The 17,299-nt window shown below is 29.3% G+C and carries 18 protein-coding genes and 1 tRNA gene; 10 read left to right on the top strand and 9 right to left on the bottom strand.

What is annotated here, in order from left to right; genetic code table 11:
* Positions 1 to 41: 41 nt before the first annotated feature.
* The 7 genes from WAO74_RS04060 to WAO74_RS04030 all read left to right on the top strand — a co-directional run bounded on the left by WAO74_RS04060 (position 42) and on the right by WAO74_RS04030 (position 6,162).
* Positions 42 to 126, top strand: a tRNA-Ser gene (locus tag WAO74_RS04060).
* A 46-nt stretch (positions 127 to 172) separates the two neighbouring features.
* Positions 173 to 775, top strand: a complete 603-nt coding sequence (locus tag WAO74_RS04055) for an alpha-ketoglutarate-dependent dioxygenase AlkB family protein (protein ID WP_422159886.1) — start codon at positions 173 to 175, stop codon at positions 773 to 775.
* 148 nt (positions 776 to 923) lie between these two features.
* Positions 924 to 1,817, top strand: a complete 894-nt coding sequence (gene rluF, locus WAO74_RS04050) for a 23S rRNA pseudouridine(2604) synthase RluF (protein WP_422159885.1) — start codon at positions 924 to 926, stop codon at positions 1,815 to 1,817.
* A 117-nt stretch (positions 1,818 to 1,934) separates the two neighbouring features.
* Positions 1,935 to 3,065: a tRNA guanosine(34) transglycosylase Tgt gene (tgt, locus tag WAO74_RS04045; RefSeq protein WP_422159884.1), complete on the top strand. Its 1,131-nt coding sequence runs from the start codon at positions 1,935 to 1,937 to the stop codon at positions 3,063 to 3,065.
* 76 nt (positions 3,066 to 3,141) lie between these two features.
* Positions 3,142 to 4,233: an LptF/LptG family permease gene (locus tag WAO74_RS04040; protein ID WP_422159883.1), complete on the top strand. Its 1,092-nt coding sequence runs from the start codon at positions 3,142 to 3,144 to the stop codon at positions 4,231 to 4,233.
* Positions 4,220 to 5,134 (top strand): DMT family transporter, encoded by a 915-nt coding sequence (locus WAO74_RS04035; RefSeq protein WP_422159882.1) that lies wholly within the window; start codon positions 4,220 to 4,222, stop codon positions 5,132 to 5,134. The genes WAO74_RS04040 and WAO74_RS04035 overlap by 14 nt, the downstream gene beginning before the upstream one ends.
* A 74-nt stretch (positions 5,135 to 5,208) precedes the next feature.
* Positions 5,209 to 6,162 (top strand): acetyl-CoA carboxylase carboxyltransferase subunit alpha, encoded by a 954-nt coding sequence (locus WAO74_RS04030; RefSeq protein ID WP_422159881.1) that lies wholly within the window; start codon positions 5,209 to 5,211, stop codon positions 6,160 to 6,162.
* A 507-nt stretch (positions 6,163 to 6,669) separates the two neighbouring features.
* Here the strand turns inward: WAO74_RS04030 and WAO74_RS04025 are convergent.
* Entirely contained in the window at positions 6,670 to 7,701 is a 1,032-nt protein-coding gene (locus WAO74_RS04025) for a TlpA family protein disulfide reductase (RefSeq protein WP_422159880.1), read from the bottom strand.
* A gap of 114 nt (positions 7,702 to 7,815) precedes the next feature.
* On the opposite strand from WAO74_RS04025, the gene hutH reads away from it, so the two are divergent.
* Positions 7,816 to 9,324, top strand: a complete 1,509-nt coding sequence (gene hutH / locus WAO74_RS04020; protein ID WP_422159879.1) for a histidine ammonia-lyase — start codon at positions 7,816 to 7,818, stop codon at positions 9,322 to 9,324.
* On the opposite strand, the gene WAO74_RS04015 is transcribed toward hutH, so the two are convergent.
* The 7 genes from WAO74_RS04015 to WAO74_RS03985 form a co-directional block, all read right to left on the bottom strand.
* Entirely contained in the window at positions 9,325 to 10,365 is a 1,041-nt protein-coding gene (locus tag WAO74_RS04015) for a Fic family protein (RefSeq protein WP_422159878.1), read from the bottom strand.
* Positions 10,366 to 10,688: 323 nt separating this feature from the next.
* Positions 10,689 to 11,222 carry a hypothetical protein gene (locus WAO74_RS04010; protein WP_422159877.1) on the bottom strand — a complete coding sequence of 178 codons (534 nt, stop codon included), beginning with the start codon at positions 11,220 to 11,222 and terminating at the stop codon, positions 10,689 to 10,691.
* Positions 11,223 to 11,505: 283 nt separating this feature from the next.
* Positions 11,506 to 12,030, bottom strand: coding sequence for a nuclear transport factor 2 family protein (locus tag WAO74_RS04005; RefSeq protein WP_422159876.1), 525 nt, complete (start codon positions 12,028 to 12,030; stop codon positions 11,506 to 11,508).
* Positions 12,031 to 12,105: 75 nt separating this feature from the next.
* Complete coding sequence (locus WAO74_RS04000) at positions 12,106 to 12,831, bottom strand: head GIN domain-containing protein (RefSeq protein WP_422159875.1); 726 nt, start codon at positions 12,829 to 12,831, stop codon at positions 12,106 to 12,108.
* Positions 12,832 to 12,930: 99 nt separating this feature from the next.
* Positions 12,931 to 14,652 (bottom strand): PspC domain-containing protein, encoded by a 1,722-nt coding sequence (locus tag WAO74_RS03995; protein ID WP_422159874.1) that lies wholly within the window; start codon positions 14,650 to 14,652, stop codon positions 12,931 to 12,933.
* Positions 14,645 to 14,989 (bottom strand): PadR family transcriptional regulator, encoded by a 345-nt coding sequence (locus tag WAO74_RS03990; RefSeq protein WP_422159873.1) that lies wholly within the window; start codon positions 14,987 to 14,989, stop codon positions 14,645 to 14,647. The genes WAO74_RS03995 and WAO74_RS03990 overlap by 8 nt, the downstream gene beginning before the upstream one ends.
* 10 nt (positions 14,990 to 14,999) lie before the next feature.
* Positions 15,000 to 15,434 (bottom strand): DUF4870 domain-containing protein, encoded by a 435-nt coding sequence (locus WAO74_RS03985; protein ID WP_422159872.1) that lies wholly within the window; start codon positions 15,432 to 15,434, stop codon positions 15,000 to 15,002.
* Positions 15,435 to 15,668: 234 nt separating this feature from the next.
* Here WAO74_RS03985 and WAO74_RS03980 point away from each other — a divergent pair, with 234 nt between their 5' ends.
* Positions 15,669 to 16,124: a DUF4442 domain-containing protein gene (locus WAO74_RS03980; RefSeq protein WP_422159871.1), complete on the top strand. Its 456-nt coding sequence runs from the start codon at positions 15,669 to 15,671 to the stop codon at positions 16,122 to 16,124.
* A 1-nt stretch (position 16,125) separates the two neighbouring features.
* Here the strand turns inward: WAO74_RS03980 and WAO74_RS03975 are convergent, their stop codons facing one another.
* Entirely contained in the window at positions 16,126 to 16,272 is a 147-nt protein-coding gene (locus WAO74_RS03975; RefSeq protein ID WP_422159870.1) for a hypothetical protein, read from the bottom strand.
* 191 nt (positions 16,273 to 16,463) lie between these two features.
* On the opposite strand from WAO74_RS03975, the gene WAO74_RS03970 reads away from it, so the two are divergent.
* Entirely contained in the window at positions 16,464 to 17,264 is an 801-nt protein-coding gene (locus tag WAO74_RS03970) for a TIGR00266 family protein (RefSeq protein ID WP_422159891.1), read from the top strand.
* Positions 17,265 to 17,299 lie beyond the last annotated feature (35 nt).

Raw genomic sequence — 17,299 nt, 5'->3', positions numbered from 1 at the left:
ATATTTGCATCCGCATTCAGAGGATATCTGATGAGACTTCTGGAGAAATGGCAGAGCGGTCGAATGCGGCAGTCTTGAAAACTGTTGACTGTAACAGGTCCGGGGGTTCGAATCCCTCTTTCTCCGCAAAAACCTCGCTTTTAAAGTGGGGTTTTTTTATAATTTTAGTTTAATGGATTTATTTTCTTCAGAAAAAATCGTAAATATTTTACCTTTTGATGGTATTACAATTTATTATGGCGCAATTCTAAATAAAAAACAATCCGATTTTTATTTTCAAAAATTATTGGAAAACATTCAATGGAAAAATGATGAAGCCATTATTTTTGGTAAAAAAATTATCACCAAAAGAAAAGTGGCTTGGTATGGAGAATCGGAATATTCTTATACTTATTCTAAAGTTACTAAAACAGCAAATATCTGGATCAAGGAGTTGTTAGAACTCAAAAGTATTGTTGAGAAAGAAAGTGGTGAAACCTATAACTCGTGTTTATTAAATTTGTATCATTCAGGTGATGAAGGAATGGCATATCATTCTGATGGAGAAAAAATGATGAAAAAAAATGGTGCAATTGCATCACTATCCTTGGGTGCTGAGCGTAAATTTTCTTTTAAGCACAAACAGAATAAGCAAAGAATAGATATTTTATTAGAAAGAGGTAGTCTTTTGGTAATGAAAGAAGATACACAAACAAATTGGTTGCATAGGTTGCCTCCAACTAAAAAGGTAAATTCTCCAAGAGTTAATTTAACTTTTAGAACTATTGAATTGTAGTATAAGTATAGAATTAACCTACAGATTATGTATGAGTTTTTAAAAGTGAAAGAAAATTCTTCAAGGAAATCTTCATCAACTGTTTCATTCTTTATTTAAGGCCAAATCCTAATAAATATTAATTATTTTTGTACAAATATTTTATCTCTTGGATACCAATAATCAACAAACCATCAATCTTAATAAATTTATAAGTTCAACTGGTATTTGCTCGCGAAGAGAAGCAGAAAAATTTATTATTGAAGGGCGTGTAACTGTTAATGGCAAAGCAACACAATTAGGTAATAGGGTTGGTAAAAAGGATGTTGTAAAATTAGATGGTAGAGTTTTAGAAAGAAAGCCAGAAACTCTTTACATCGCTTTAAATAAACCTATAGGTATTGTTTCTACTACAGATGAAAAAGAACCAAATAATATAGTTCAATACATTAATCATCCAGAAAGATTATTTCCTATTGGGCGTTTAGATAAACCTTCTGAAGGTTTAATTTTTTTAACAAATGATGGTGATATTGTCAACAAAATTTTAAGAGCAGGCAATAATCACGAAAAAGAATATTTTGTATCCGTAAACAAATCGATTACACCGGATTTTATTTCTAAAATGAGCAATGGAATTCCTATTTTGGGCACAATTACTCAAAAATGCAACGTTGAAAAAATAAGCGATAAAATTTTTAAAATTGTTTTAACCCAAGGCCTAAATCGTCAAATTCGCAGAATGTGCGAATATTTAGATTACGAAGTTACCAAGTTAAAACGAACCCGAATTATGAATGTAGAATTAGGGTATTTACAAACTGGTGATTGGCGAGAATTGACAGAAGATGAGATGAAAGAAATTACGAAAATGATTTCATCATCCTCTAAAACAGAAGAAGCATCTGAAATAAAAGATAAACCAAAATCTTCGAAACCAAAAAGAAATATCCTACCTCAAAAAAACGATTTCAATAAAAAAAGTGCGTCTTTTAGAAAATCTTCGCCAAAAAATAAGAAATCCAATTCTAGTTTTTTATCAAAAAAGAAGCGAAGATTTTAATCAAATCTTTAAGAATCTTTTAGTTTTTAGCTTCTTACATTAATAGTATCTTTGCCAGCAATGACATGAAAAAATTGTAATTAATTTTAATTACAAAAATCATCAAAATTTAATTGAGTGAAATTCGACTTAAAAATTACTGATCCAAAAAGCAAAGCAAGAGCTGGTACAATTACAACAGATCATGGTGTAATTGAAACTCCAATTTTTATGCCTGTTGGAACTGTGGGAACTGTAAAAGGTGTTCATCAATCAGAATTAAAAAATGAAGTAAATCCAGATATTATTCTTGGAAACACCTATCATTTATATTTAAGACCAGGTTTAGATATTTTAGAAAAAGCAGGTGGTTTGCATCAGTTTATGAACTGGGATAGAAATATACTTACAGATTCTGGTGGTTATCAAGTTTATTCACTTTCTGGAAGAAGAAAAATTAACGAAGAAGGTGTAAAGTTTAAAAGTCATATAGATGGTTCTATGCATTTTTTTACGCCTGAAAATGTGATGGAAACTCAAAGAACAATTGGTGCAGATATCATTATGGCTTTTGATGAATGTACTCCTTATCCTTGTGATTATAATTACGCAAAACGTTCTATGCATATGACTCATAGATGGTTAGATAGATGCATAAACCATTTAGAAAAATTACCTTTTAAATACGGATTTGAGCAAACTTTTATGCCAATTGTTCAAGGTAGTACTTACAAAGATTTACGCAGACAATCTGCAGAATATATTGCAAACTCTAATCAAGTAGCTAATGCAATTGGAGGTCTTTCTGTGGGTGAACCAGCTGAAGAAATGTATGCAATGACAGAAGTTGTTACAGAAATTTTACCAGAAGACAAACCTCGTTATTTAATGGGCGTTGGAACGCCTATAAATATTTTAGAAAACATTGCATTAGGAATTGATATGTTCGATTGTGTAATGCCAACCAGAAATGCAAGAAATGGAATGTTATTTACAGCTCATGGAACCATAAATATTAAAAATAAAAAATGGGAAGATGACTTTTCTCCAATTGATGAGATGGGCATAACAGGAGTAGATACTTATTACACTAAAGCTTATTTACGTCATTTATTTGCTGCAAAAGAAATGTTGGGTAAGCAAATTGCATCTATTCATAATTTGGGCTTTTATGTTTGGTTAACTCGCGAAGCAAGAAAGCATATTTTGGCTGGAGATTTTAGAGAATGGAAAGATAAAATGGTAAAACAGATGGATAAAAGACTATAGTAAATAGTTTTTGGTCGGTGGTTATTAGTAAGCATTAAAAAACATAAACCAACAACATAAAACGAACAAGAATAATTTGAAAATAATAGATTGGTACATATTAAAACGATTTCTGGTAACATTTTTCTTTACCTTACTAATATTGATACCCATCGCAATTGCGATTGATATTTCTGAAAAAGTTGATAATTTTTTAGAACACCCAAATTTAGGTATCTATCAAATTGTAGAAGAATATTACAAGAATTTTACCATCTATTATGCAAACACATTTATGCCTTTGGCATTGTTTATTGCAGTAATTCTTTTTACCTCAAAACTATCTAATAATACAGAAATAATTGCGATTAATAATGCAAAAGTTTCATTTACAAGATTTTTATATCCGTATTTTTTAGGAGCTACTTTTGTTACAATTTTATCATTATTAATGAACCATTTTGTGGTGCCAAAAAGTAGTAAAATAAGAAATAAATTCGAGAAAGAATACATTAGTAATGCAAGAGCAAAAAACGAATTAAAGTTTGTAAGCGATTTTAGCCTTCAACTTACAGATAGTACCTATATTTTTATTAGAAACTACAACACAGATAGCAATTCTGGATATGATTTTACATCCGAAGTTTATGATGGTTTAAAATTAAAATCAAAACTAGTTGCAGATAATATTAGATACAATGTAGAAGATTCTACTTTTAGTATCCAAAATTGGAGGTTAAGAAAAATTTATAAGGATAGAGATAGTATATTTTCTGGCAATAAAATGGATACTGTTTTTAATTTTACTCCAAGAGATTTAATTTATAAATCTGAATTATCACAAGAAATGCCTTCAGATGAACTATATAAATTCATTAGTATTTCTAGAAAAAGAGGCGTTAAAAATTTGAATGCCTATTTAGTAGAATTTCATAAAAGAACAAGTTTGCCTTTAGCATCTTACATACTTACAATTATTGCTGTTGCTTTGGCATTTAGAAAAAGAAGAGGAGGTGCAGGAGTAAATTTAGCAATAGGAATTGGCATCATGTTTATCTATGTTTTTTTAATGAAAATTTCTGAAGTTTTAGGTGCAGTTGCAGGAGTAAGCTCCTTATTATATGTTTGGATGCCCAATATTTTCTTCGGCTGTTTAGCCATTTACCTGTATTTTTATGCAAGAAAATAAATTAAAAAATTACCTTTTATTGCACCTTATAGTTTTTATTTGGGGTTTTACAGCAATTCTTGGGGCATTAATAACTATTGATGCAATACCACTAGTTTTTTATAGAATGGCAATGGCTGTTTTGTTTATAGCCATCTATTTTATTATCAAAAAGAAACATTTTTCGATAGATAAAAGAGCTTTATTTAAGTTTTTAGCTACAGGGATAATTATTGCTTCACATTGGATTTTCTTTTTTAAAGCAATAAAAGTTTCGAACGTTTCAGTTGCTTTAGTAACTATGAGTACTGGAGCTTTTTTTACATCATTAATAGAACCTGTTTTTTTTAAGAGAAGAATAAAACCACTAGAAATTATTTTAGGATTACTGGTTATTGTTGGTTTATATATAATTTTCAATTTCGAAAGTCAGTATAAGTTAGGTATTATTTACGCTCTAATTTCTGCTTTTTTAGGTTCATTATTTTCCGTGTTTAATGGCCTTTTTATTAAAAAATACGATGCAGAAAGAATCTCTTTGTATCAAATTTTATTCGGAACTTTATTTGTGGCCTTGTACTTATTTTATCAGCAAAAATTCTCTTTAGCTTTTTTTAATTTGCCAGTGATGGATTGGGTTTACCTAATTATTTTAAGTAGTATTTGTACAGCATTTGCCTTTATAATGTCTGTAAAGGTGTTAAAATATATCTCTCCATATACTGTAATGCTTACTGTAAATTTAGAGCCTATATATGCAATAGTTTTTGCGCTTTTAATTTTTGGAGATAAAGAAAAAATGAATCCAGAATTTTATTTAGGTGCTTTTATTGTGCTTGGAGTAGTTTTAGTAAATGGAATTATAAAAAACAAATCTGCCATAAAAAATAAATTTCAACAGATTCAAAAACTAAAAAAGTAACTTCATTTTATAGAATAAAGTAAATTTTATAGTATGTTTGTTACTCGAATTAACCAATTCAAAATTACTGCAAAATGGAATATTTAGATTTTGAAATGCCAATAAAAGAACTAGAAGATCAATTAGAAAAATGTCAAATTATTGGTGAAGAAAGCGAAGTTGATGTTACAGCTACTTGCAAAAAAATTGAAAAGAAACTAGAAGAAGCTAGAAAAGATATTTATAAAAATTTAACTCCTTGGCAAAGGGTTCAACTCTCTAGACATCCAAACAGACCTTATACTTTAGATTATATTAGAGCTATTTGTGGTGATACTTTTATGGAACTTCATGGAGACAGAAATGTAAAAGACGACAAAGCAATGATTGGTGGTTTGGGTAAAATTGGCGATCAATCTTTTATGTTTATTGGTCAGCAAAAAGGTTACAATACTAAAACTCGTCAGTTTAGAAATTTTGGAATGGCAAATCCTGAAGGATATAGAAAAGCTTTGCGTTTAATGAAAATGGCAGAGAAGTTTAGAATTCCTGTAGTTACATTATTAGATACTCCAGGTGCTTATCCAGGTTTGGAAGCTGAAGAACGTGGACAAGGTGAAGCAATTGCAAGGAATATTTTTGAAATGACCCGTTTAAAAACTCCAATTATAACCATTGTTATTGGTGAAGGAGCTTCTGGAGGTGCCTTAGGTATTGGAGTGGGTGATAGAGTATATATGATGGAAAACACCTGGTATACTGTTATTTCGCCTGAATCTTGCTCTTCTATTTTATGGAGAAGTTGGGAGTTTAAAGAACAAGCAGCAGAAGCTTTAAAACTAACAGGTAATGACATGAAAAAGTTAAAGCTAATAGATGGCATTATTAAAGAACCTGTTGGAGGCGCACATACTGATAGAGAGGGAGCTTTTAAAGCGGTTAAAAGTCAAATATTAGACGCATTTAAAGAATTAAAAGATTTATCTGATACAGATTTAGTGATAAAAAGAATGGATAAATATGCAGAAATGGGTGTTTATAAAGAGTAACCACTATTATATATAAAACTAAAATAAAAAAGCGAAATTCTCAAATCTGAATTTCGCTTTTTTATTTATTAAAACACTATACTTAGCTTTAGACAAAACCTTTCTGTGAGACTCTTTTTATTTAAAAAAATAATAATTTCATCTTTTAAAAAATTACTTTCATCTTTCAAAAATTGCATTTCATCTAAATATAAAAGTCTTATTAAAATAAAATTTCTATATTTACATCAGATTCGAAAGTATCTTTAACCCTTAAATTCAACCCCATGTACAAAAGCACTATTCAACAGATTATTCTTTTTATCATTACTTCTGTGATTTTTTTTCAAACTGGAAAGAAAATTATAGCTTTAAACGACATTAAAAGTTTTTCAGATTTTGGAATTATGATAATTTTCTTTGTTTCGTTAATACTTTTTATAAATTATTTCTCGAGATTAACTAGCAAATTATTAGGGGTTTTACGCCCATAATAAAATAAAAATTATTTTATATTTTTTAACCTTATTAAATTCCTAATGAATTTAATAAGGTTTTTAATGCTGGATCTGATGGTCTAGGTGCGTTAGCATCTACAATATTACCTTCTGTATCTACCAAAATAAATCTAGGAATTCCGTTAATTTGATAGGCTTGTTGAAAAGAAAAATCTTGACCAGACCACAATTGAACACCAGTCATGTTTCTTTTTTGAACAAAATCTCTCCATTTTTTTTCTGCAGCTTCCCAAGAACCACCACTTCTTTGAGATTCATCTGTAGAAATACTTACAAAAGCGATGTTTTTATTGTGGTATTCTTTTTCTAAACTTTGTAAATAGGGAATCTGCTGTATGCAAGGTCCACACCAAGTTGCCCAAACATCAATATAAACAAAACTCCCTTTAAAAGAATCTAAAGACTTTTTTCCTCCTTTAATATCAATATAATTTTCAAATTTTGGAGATGGCTTTCCAACTCCCATAATTTGAGTTTGAGCATAAGCATTATTAAAATAAGTAACCAATTGTTCGTTTTGCTGTTTTACAGAAGCATATAAGGTGCTATCTAAATTTTTGTAAGAATTTAAAATACTATCATACTCAAATTTTAATAAAGCTACTTTTTTTCTAAATGCACTTTCTTCTAAATTTAAAATGTCTTGAGGATTTCCTATAGTTTGACTTTTAGCTATTTGAGCCAACACAAAGTTACTATTAGAAGCGCCTTCACCAGAAAATTTAAAGCTTGTCATAAATTCATCAGCATTTCCATTTAAAACAATATTATAACCGTTTTTTAAGAAAATTGGAGCAGCTTTATTACTTAATTGTAATGTGTAAATTTCACCTTTAGCACTTTCTAACTTTAAAGTATCTTTAAAAGCACCTTCTTTATTTATTTTGATCTTTTTTAAAATACCTTGCCTAGTTGCAATAGAAAGAATAGAATCTTTATTATTTTCTAATTTACCAGATAAAGTTAGATAATTTTTAGGATGCTCTTGGCTACAAGCCACCATCATTAATAGGCTAAAAACAATTGTACTCAACTTTTTCATTCTAAAATTTTAAAATTTTATGCAAATATAGAAATTTAAAAAGCATAAATAAAGTTAAAATCATTTGTATAAACAGCTGTGAATTTGCACTTTTGGTGCTCAATCAAACAACATATGGAATCTATACATTTTATAGACACAAAACCCCTCGATTTAACAGCTATTCAAGAAATTATTTCTTCGGATAAAAAGATAGCTTTATCAGAAAATGCGATTCAAAAAATAGAAAAATGTCGGGCTTATTTAGATCAAAAGACGAAATCGATTTCGAAACCAATTTATGGAATCAATACTGGTTTTGGTTCTTTGTATAATGTAAAGATTAGCGATGATAATTTGCAAAAATTACAAGAAAATTTGGTAATGAGTCATGCTTGTGGAACAGGTGATGAAGTGCCCAAAGAAATTGTAAAACTGATGATTTTATTTAAAGTAAAAGCATTGAGTTATGGACATTCTGGAGTGCAATTGGCAACCGTAAATAGATTGATAGACTTTTATAACAACGACATTATTCCTGTAATTTATACACAAGGTTCTTTGGGTGCTTCAGGAGATTTATCGCCTTTGGCACATTTGGCTTTGCCATTAATTGGCTTGGGAAAAGTGTATTATAAAGACGAAATTATTGCATCAGAAGAATTATTAAAAATATTTTCTTGGGATAAAATAAGTTTGCAATCGAAAGAAGGTTTAGCACTTTTAAATGGAACCCAATTTATGGCTGCTTACGGAATTGATTGTTTATTAAAAGCACATAAATTATCGTATTTAGCAGATGTTATTGGCACCATTTCTTTAGAAGGTTTTGATGGCAGAATAGAACCTTTTAACGCCCTAATTCATTTGGCAAGACCACACAATGGACAAATAAAAACAGCACAAAGAATTAATGATTTTTTGGAAGATAGCCAATTAATAAAGCAAGAAAAACAACATGTGCAAGATCCATATTCTTTTAGATGCATGCCACAAGTTCATGGAGCTACAAAAGATACCATTCGTTTTGTAACCAAGACTTTTTTAACGGAAATAAATTCGGTTACAGACAACCCAAATATTTTTGTAGAGGAAGATGAAATTATTTCTGGAGGTAATTTCCATGGGCAACCTTTGGCATTGGGCTTAGATTTTTTAGCGATTGCTTTATCAGAATTAGGAAATATATCAGAAAGAAGAACCTATCAATTGGTTTCAGGTCACAGACATTTGCCTCCTTTTTTAATTGCAAATCCTGGTTTAAATTCTGGTTTTATGATTCCACAATACACAGCAGCAAGTATTGTAAGTCAGAATAAACAATATGCAACACCAGCAAGTGTAGATTCCATTGAGTCTAGCAATGGGCAAGAAGACCATGTTTCTATGGGTGCAAATGCAGCTACAAAATGTAAAAAAGTGGTAGATAATTTACAAACCATTTTAGCCATTGAATTGTTTACAGCTTCTCAAGCATTGAGTTTTGGAGATGAAAAAACTTCTCCTTTTTTAGAAAGTATTGTGAGTGCTTTTAGACAAGAAGTAACCATTGTAGAAGAAGACAGAGTATTGCATTATGACATTATAAAAGCCTCAGAATTTATTTCTTCTTTAGAAATTGATAGTTTGGAGTTGTTTGGGTAGCTAAAAATATGTTTTTACAGCAAACTCAAATTGAGAAATAAATATATCTTTAAAATTCGATATGTTATTTTGCTCATAAAAAAGCAGCATGGCTTTCTTATAATCAATTGAATCTACAGTTCTAAAAGACAATGGACAATGGTTATAATTCATCAGAATTGCGTTACTTACAATTCTTGCTGTTCTTTTATTTCCATCCATAAATGGTTGTATATAAGATATTAAAACCAGTGTCAGTAAGGCTTTCTCAAAAATATTATCTTTACTATTAATAACATCACAAGTGTTTTTTAGAGCTTCTAGTATCTGGAACTCATTATCTAAAGGATTATAATTGGTTCCAGAAATACCAATACGTCTTTTTCTTATATTTCTTTCAACTGCTAATTCTTTCGTTAAAATACTATGAATATCTTCGATTTTAGAAACACTTAAAGGGTTTAAATAATCTTTATTTTCTATAATAAAATCAATAGCATCTTTATGGTTTAAAAGCATTGTTGCTTCTTCCTTTGTTTTGCCTGAGGCAGTTTCCCTTTCTTTAAGTAATCTTTCTGTTTCTAGTAAAGAGTAAGTATTTCCTTCAATTTGAGAAGATTTCCAACTCAAATCAATAGCAAGTCTTTCTAATTCATTTTGGTATTCATTTAAAGAAAGTTCAGCAATATTTTCTGTATATTTTTTCTGAAGAAAAGCAAGTTTTTCTAATTCATCTTCAGTGAATGCACTATTGTTCTTTAAAACATCTGTAATGACATTCGAATTAAAAGACCCTATAATTTTTCTTTCATCAATTTCTTTTTCGTAATATTTGTCAATATCTATGGGTTGAATCAGTTCAAACGCAGAAGATATTAGATATTTAGTTCCCTTTCCTTTACCTTTTATTACTAAATAACCCTCTGATTTTAATGAGAATAAAATCCTTTTTAAGGTGGCGTAACTAACAGAAATGGGTACGCTTTCGAAAATTTCTTTTGAAGAACATTCTTGCGTATTCTTTATAAAATTAATTATTAGCTGTTCTCTATTAGTAATCATTTCTTGTTTTTGAGCTCATAAATATACATTTTTTAGCTCATAAATAACCTGTTTTGAGCTATATTCTGATTTATTATGAGCTACAAATGAAAAAAACAGAGTATTACATGATTATGTTATAAAAGCCTCAGATTTTATTACTTCTTTAGAAATTGATAGTTTGGAGTTGTTTGGGTAAGATTCGCTAACGTTGTTGTGTAAGTAAAGTTGCGTGGTTTAAGCAATAAAGTTAGTAAATAAAACACGAACCAAGAAAATCCGTTAGGATTTTCGTAAGTAGGATTTTACCAGCAATTTTTTTTACACGGTGTTACCCAACGTTTTTATCTTCCATTTACAATTGAGTCATTATGTTTTTCTATCAGATAATTATTAACCAAATCATTATAACAATCAATCGTTGATAATTTCATACAACCCATTCCAAAGGATTCAATTCCGTATTTTGATTTCAGTTTTTCGTGTAATTCAATATCAGTTCCCATTCCATATTGAAAGAATTTTATTTGTTTATTTTTCAAATCAGTCGCAAAAAATTCTTTAAGACTCTCACAATTCGCACGTTCATATTTACTCATTATTGCAGTTGATTTTTCTCGTTCAAAGTATGCGTATGATAAGTAAACACTAAACATTAGTGAAATAGAAAAAGAAAATAACATTATTCTTGTCAATACTTTTCGCCAATCTTTAGCCAAGAAATATAATATAAAACTTATAATTCCGATTATAAATAAAACCTTTGCAATCAGAAGATATTCAAGTTCCCAATACATCCATTTTATAGAACTAAATATTAAAGATATAAGTCCAAATAAAGCAATTAAAATTATTGAATATTTTGTTTTAGAGTTCATTCGTTCTTAATGTTGGGTAACTTCTTACACGAATAAGTTTCGTTTTAATGCTGAAACAAGTTAAGCACAAGTAACTTTTATTCGTAGTTAGCTAAGTTAGCTTTTTTTGAGCAAAAAGTCAAGCTGTAAATAAAAGGAAAAACACCTTTTTTATCAACAAAAACTAAAAACAAGTTTAAATAAAAAAAGTAAGCGCCGTTTTTTACAAAACGACGTCTTACCAAGTAAACTAATAAAACCAAGTATTAGTATAATTATTAGAGTTAGCTATTCTAATAAATTTTTATTCTGTGTAGGGTAAATGGTTGTAGCTTAATACCCTTTTTAATTTCCATTCGTTATTTTCTAAAAGCCAAAGATGTGTAAAATTGGCAATTCCGACTGTTTTTAAAACGCTATTTTGTTTTTCTTGAAACGTGTGTTTTCCTCTCTGAATGGCACCATATAATTTTCCATTATTATTTAAAGGATATACTTCTAAAGAGTTTTCTACCAATTGTCTTGTATGATTTCCCGGATTTGAGCAGATATTATTTTTAACAGCATTTATAAATTGTTCTCTGTTTTGTATGCCAGCAACATCATGATAAAACTCGAAGTTCGTGGCAATAATAGGTTCTAATTTTTCGAGTTCGCAATTATTAAAAGATCTTTCAAAAATAATACTATCTTTCGATTTTAGTGTTTTATATAATTGCGTGTTTTTATCAACTTGTGCAGTAGTTATCAAACTATAAAGTAAAGTTGAAATTGCAAGTAATAGTTTTAAAACAATACTTTCTTTAAAAGGCTCTAAAAATGAATTCATAGTTAATTTTTAACGAAATCTAAAGGGCTGTTTCCAGCCCTAAGAAATCTTTGGTTGATTGATTTTGTTTGTTAATTATTTGGCAGAAACACTTCCGCCAGATGAAGATTTTTTCTGAATCTGTTTAGGATTTCCTTTAAAATCGATGTCTCCACCACTGGTTGCATTCGCATTTAAACTTTCTGTTGCAAATACATTAATATCTGCTCCACTTGTAACTTTTACAGTAACATTTTTACTACGTAAACCATAAGCATCAATAGATGAGCCACTTGTAGCATTTGAAGCATGGTTGTTTGCAACTCCTGAAACTTCGATATCAGAGCCGCTTGTTGAGTTCGTTTCTACAGAATTGGCATCTACAGAAATTCTAATATCTGCACCACTTGTTGCATTAATTTTAATAGCATCCGTTTGAATGGTTTCTTCAGCATACACATCAGCGCCACTTGTTGCAGTAATTTCTTCTAACGTTTTTATAGTAACATAAATTTTTCTTGCTTTGGCTTGCCAAATACTTTGTTCAGAATAAATTTTTAAAGTGCCATCTTCGATTTCTGTAATAATAATATCATGCAAATTCTCATCTGCTTCTACAGTAATTTTATTTTTAGAACCCTGGGTTACATATAAATCTAAACCTGTACTTACTTTAATTTTGGTAAAGTCTTTGGATACTTTTCTATCTTCAGTAGTTACATTTTTATTACCATTAACTCTGTTAAACATGTTTATGTTACATGAGCTAAATAAAGTTGCGATAAAAAGAATTGTTAATAATTTTGATGCGATTGTTTTCATGATGATTAATTTTTTTATTTATTCTTCAAATGTCTTACAATTGACGTTTGAAAAGAAAGAATGGTTACTCAGTTGTTGGTTTTTTAGGTTGAATTGTGCTTAAATCGTTTCTTCAATTGTCTCCACCACCTTTTTTACTTGAACTTTTTTGACAGTATCTTCTATGATTTCTTCTTCAATTTCTTCTATACAATCTGTACATTTTAAGGTTTTATCTGTCATTATAAAATAATGATTTCCCATTTCTTTATCATAGATATCTTCTTCATTATCTACATTGTACAAAAAGTTTTTGCTAGAATTATCGAAATAAACAACTACATTTTCTGTGATGTAAAAAATAACATTTACTTCTTCGTCTTTCCAAAGGTTTTTATATTCTGATAAGAAATATGCATCTAAAATAATGGTATTGTTTTCAACTTTAAATGTGTAGCTTATTTTCTCGGCGTTTGCATTGGCATTGATTTTATTTTTACCTCTAGATTCTTTTTGAATAATTACATAGTTTTCATCAGAATTACTTTTTCTTACATCAATTTTAACATTGTTAGTGTACACCATTTTTACACCATCAATTTCTACTTCTTCTTTATAAGTGTTTCTTCTTAAATTAGGTTTGTAGTGCAGATTATCATCATTAATAACCTTTAAATTTAGAGTATCGTTGGCAACAATATTTAAAGTGTTTTTTTCTGATGATTGTCCATAATTTGAATGTGATGTTCCAAACTCTAATCCTGTAAAAACAATTGCTAAAAGCGACACTAACCAAATACCTAATAATATTAAAGAGGTTGGTTTGTTTACTTTTTGTACGTTGCTAGATAAGATACGCAATCCTAAAATAAACAAGATTAAAAACGGAATTCCAACTAGTAAGAAAACGCATAATGTTAGCACCCATTTAGGAATAACTGCATCGTAAAAGAAAGGTGGATATTGCAAATAATTACCATCTACATTCAACCATTCTAAACTGCCTACAGAAAACCCTCCAATAATTAGAGATAAAATAACAGCTGCAGAAACAAAGATGATAATGATGCCAATAAACTTACCAATTACTTTAAAAATGGCTAGAATTATTTTACCAATAGTATCAAAAAAGTCGCTTGCTCCGTTATTTTTTTTTGTCTTTCCCGAAAAAGTTTTACTCATTTTATCAGAAAATTCGTTGGCACCATCTTTAATTTTTTCTGATGCTTTGTTGGCAAAATCAGATACATTTTCGGATACATTGTTAAACTCTTCACGAATTTTTCTTTCAATATTATCAATATTTACAGGTTCACCTTGCATTTGTAATTTCTCTGAAGTTGTTTTTGCTTCTGGCAATAAAATCCAAAGAATTATGTAAAGGAGTACTCCAAAACCTCCAAAAACAAACAATGCTAAAAGTCCTAAACGTACCCAAATAGTATCTAAATCTAAATAATGTGCAACACCAGATGCGACACCACCTAAAAATTTATCATCTCCATCTCTAAATAATTTTTTACCAGAGGTATTGTTTCTTGTATACGAATAACTAGCATCGCTAAATGACTCTTCAGCATCTGCATAATCTTCTGGTTGTCCCATAATTTTTATGATATCATCAATATCACTTTCATTCACAACCTGTCTAGAATCTGTTATTTTTTCAGATAAAAGTTCACTGATTCGTGCTTCTATATCTGCAATAATTTCATTTTTTCCTTGAGGATCATCACTTAAAGATTTAGAAATAGATTCTAAATATCTTTTTAATTTTTGATAGGCAATTTCATCTATATGAAAGAAAAATCCTCCTAAATTTATGTTGATTGTCTTATTCATTTGTAGTCGATTTTTTACTAGTTACTTGGTCTACTGAGTTGATTAAATTTTTCCATGTTTTATTTAGTTCTTTTAAAAACATGCCTCCATTTTCTGTTAAAACGTAATATTTTCTTGGTGGTCCAGAGGTTGATTCTTCCCATCTATAAGTTAATAAACCTGCGTTTTTTAAACGAGTTAATAACGGATAAATGGTGCCTTCAACCACAATCATTTCTGCACTTTTTAGCGTGGAAAGAATTTCAGAAGTATAGGCATCTCCATTTTTTAAGATAGATAAAATGCAAAACTCTAAAACACCTTTTCGCATTTGCGCTTTTGTGTTTTCAATCTTCATATATTGTGATTTATTTTATAAATTTTATGGTGAAAGGATATTTATAATTTTCTCCTTCTTTCGCTTTTAATGATGCAATAATTACGAGTGCAACTCCAACTATATAAATAATTCCAGCAACTGAGCCAATGCCTATAAAGCCAAAAATATTGTGCATATCTATATCAAAATCCAAGTTTCTAATGTTTACAAAATTATTGTGCCTATTAAAAAATGAACCCAAGGCAAATGGAATAAATAGAATGGATATTAAAAACGCATAAAGTGTATAGCTGATGTTAAAGTTCACAGCTTCTTTACCTTGTTCGTCCAAAAACAAACTTCTATCTTTTAAAGTTTGCCATGCAATTAAAGGTGTAATAATGTTACCAAATGGAAACATAAAACCTGCAAAAGCAGAAATATGTATTAAAAAAGCGTTTGTATTTTCTTTATTTTGTTTCATCTTGTAAAAATTAATATAATACTTTCTTATGCAAATATATATTCTAAAGAAGGTATTGTGCAATACATAGTACTAAAATTAACATTTTTTTAACATTTATATTTAAGAATTATAGAATTGTAAAAAGCTGAAAAGTACTGTTATTGTTGAGTTTAAATAAATTTCACTATCTTTCCCAAACATTTAAATATTTTTATAAAAATATATTATAAAAACTTTTTTAACTCATAATTAATGAAATTCACACCTACAAAAGTCAATTTTTTTAACTTTTTTAAACTGCCTTTAGCATTTTTTGGAGGTGTTAGAGTACAATCTATAACAGATAAAGAAGTAGTAGTAACAATAAAACATAGATGGATGAATCAAAATCCATTTAAAAGCATGTTTTGGGCGGCTCAAGGAATGGCTGCAGAATTACCAACAGGACTTTTGGTAATGAAAGCCATTGACGATTCTAAGCGTAAAGTTTCGATGTTAGTAACGCATCAAGAAGCAGATTTTTTTAAGAAAGCAACTGGTAGAATTACTTTTTCTTGCACTGGTGGAAATGAAATTAGAGAAGCGATTCAAAAATCTATAGAAACTACTGAAGGACAAAAAATTGTTTTAACATCTGAAGGAAAAAATGAACATGGAGTCGTAGTTTCTAAATTTCATTTTCATTGGAGTATTAGAGTAAAATCGTAAGTTATTCTTTCTTTTTAAATAACTCACCTCTTTCTTCTTTTGGATCGCAATCTTGAAAAATACCACAAGAAAGATTCTTGCGTGCCAACGATTTTGTAATTTCAAATTGCTTCGATAAAGCTTCAATTTCTGGAGATAAATATTTCATAGCCATTAGAATTTTGTGATTCAAAAATAAAGATTATTTTAAAGTGAAGCTTTAACAAATTATTAAATTTGAAAATTAGTTGTTGTTTTTGTAACAAAATCAAATTCTAATCATCTTATAAATAGCAAATAAAATAATAAATTATGTTTCAAGATAAACTACCAAACAATTCGCCAAGAAGAAATTATAGTATCAATGCTCATGAAATTGATTATAAAATTTTCGGAGAAGAAATGCAATTTGTAGAAATTGAATTAGATCCTCATGAAGGTGTTGTTGCAGAAGCAGGCACTTTTATGATGATGGACGATCAAATTAAAATGAACACTATTTTCGGTGATGGTTCTAATCAAGATAAAGGAATTTTAGGTAAAATTTTCTCTGCAGGAAAACGAATTTTAACAGGAGAAAGTTTGTTTATGACTGTTTTTACAAATGACGGAATTGGAAAAAAGCAAATTTCATTCGCATCTCCTTATCCTGGAAAAATTATTCCTATTGATTTAACCGAGTTTGGCGGAAAATTTATTTGCCAAAAAGATGCTTTTTTATGTGCTGCAAAAGGTGTTTCTATTGGAATAGAATTTTCTAAAAAATTAGGAAGAGGTTTGTTTGGTGGCGAAGGTTTTATCATGCAAAAATTAGAAGGTGATGGTTTGGCATTTATTCATGCAGGAGGAACCATGGCCAAAAAAGTTTTAAAAGCTGGTGAAATTTTAAAAGTAGATACAGGCTGTATTGTTGGTTTTACAAAAGATGTAAATTACGATATAGAATTTGTTGGCGGAATTAAAAACACCATTTTTGGAGGCGAAGGTTTATTTTTTGCAACTTTACAAGGACCTGGAACTGTGTATGTGCAATCTTTACCTTTTAGTAGATTGGCTGGAAGAGTTTTAGCAATGGCTCCACAAACAGGAAATGGAAGCAGAGGAGAAGGAAGTGTTTTAGGAGGTCTTGGAAATTTGTTGGATGGAGATAATAAATTTTAAAAATTATTAAGAATCAAAAAAAAATCTCAAGCGAA

Source organism: Polaribacter sp. (assembly GCF_049276715.1).
In the GTDB taxonomy this organism is placed as follows: Bacteria; Bacteroidota; Bacteroidia; order Flavobacteriales; family Flavobacteriaceae; genus Polaribacter.
This window is presented reverse-complemented; position numbering and strand designations above follow the sequence as displayed.

Excerpts from the sequence above, each read along its gene's own strand:
- WAO74_RS04055 (WP_422159886.1), top strand. The coding sequence starts at position 173 with ATGGATTTATTTTCTTCAGAAAAAATCGTAAATATTTTACCTTTTGAT.
- WAO74_RS04035 (WP_422159882.1), top strand. The coding sequence starts at position 4,220 with ATGCAAGAAAATAAATTAAAAAATTACCTTTTATTGCACCTTATAGTT.
- WAO74_RS04030 (WP_422159881.1), top strand. The coding sequence starts at position 5,209 with ATGGAATATTTAGATTTTGAAATGCCAATAAAAGAACTAGAAGATCAA.
- WAO74_RS04025 (WP_422159880.1), bottom strand. The coding sequence starts at position 7,701 with ATGAAAAAGTTGAGTACAATTGTTTTTAGCCTATTAATGATGGTGGCT.
- hutH (WP_422159879.1), top strand. The coding sequence starts at position 7,816 with ATGGAATCTATACATTTTATAGACACAAAACCCCTCGATTTAACAGCT.
- WAO74_RS04015 (WP_422159878.1), bottom strand. The coding sequence starts at position 10,365 with ATGATTACTAATAGAGAACAGCTAATAATTAATTTTATAAAGAATACG.
- WAO74_RS04010 (WP_422159877.1), bottom strand. The coding sequence starts at position 11,222 with ATGAACTCTAAAACAAAATATTCAATAATTTTAATTGCTTTATTTGGA.
- WAO74_RS04005 (WP_422159876.1), bottom strand. The coding sequence starts at position 12,030 with ATGAATTCATTTTTAGAGCCTTTTAAAGAAAGTATTGTTTTAAAACTA.
- WAO74_RS04000 (WP_422159875.1), bottom strand. The coding sequence starts at position 12,831 with ATGAAAACAATCGCATCAAAATTATTAACAATTCTTTTTATCGCAACT.
- WAO74_RS03995 (WP_422159874.1), bottom strand. The coding sequence starts at position 14,652 with ATGAATAAGACAATCAACATAAATTTAGGAGGATTTTTCTTTCATATA.
- WAO74_RS03990 (WP_422159873.1), bottom strand. The coding sequence starts at position 14,989 with ATGAAGATTGAAAACACAAAAGCGCAAATGCGAAAAGGTGTTTTAGAG.
- WAO74_RS03985 (WP_422159872.1), bottom strand. The coding sequence starts at position 15,434 with ATGAAACAAAATAAAGAAAATACAAACGCTTTTTTAATACATATTTCT.
- WAO74_RS03980 (WP_422159871.1), top strand. The coding sequence starts at position 15,669 with ATGAAATTCACACCTACAAAAGTCAATTTTTTTAACTTTTTTAAACTG.
- WAO74_RS03975 (WP_422159870.1), bottom strand. The coding sequence starts at position 16,272 with ATGAAATATTTATCTCCAGAAATTGAAGCTTTATCGAAGCAATTTGAA.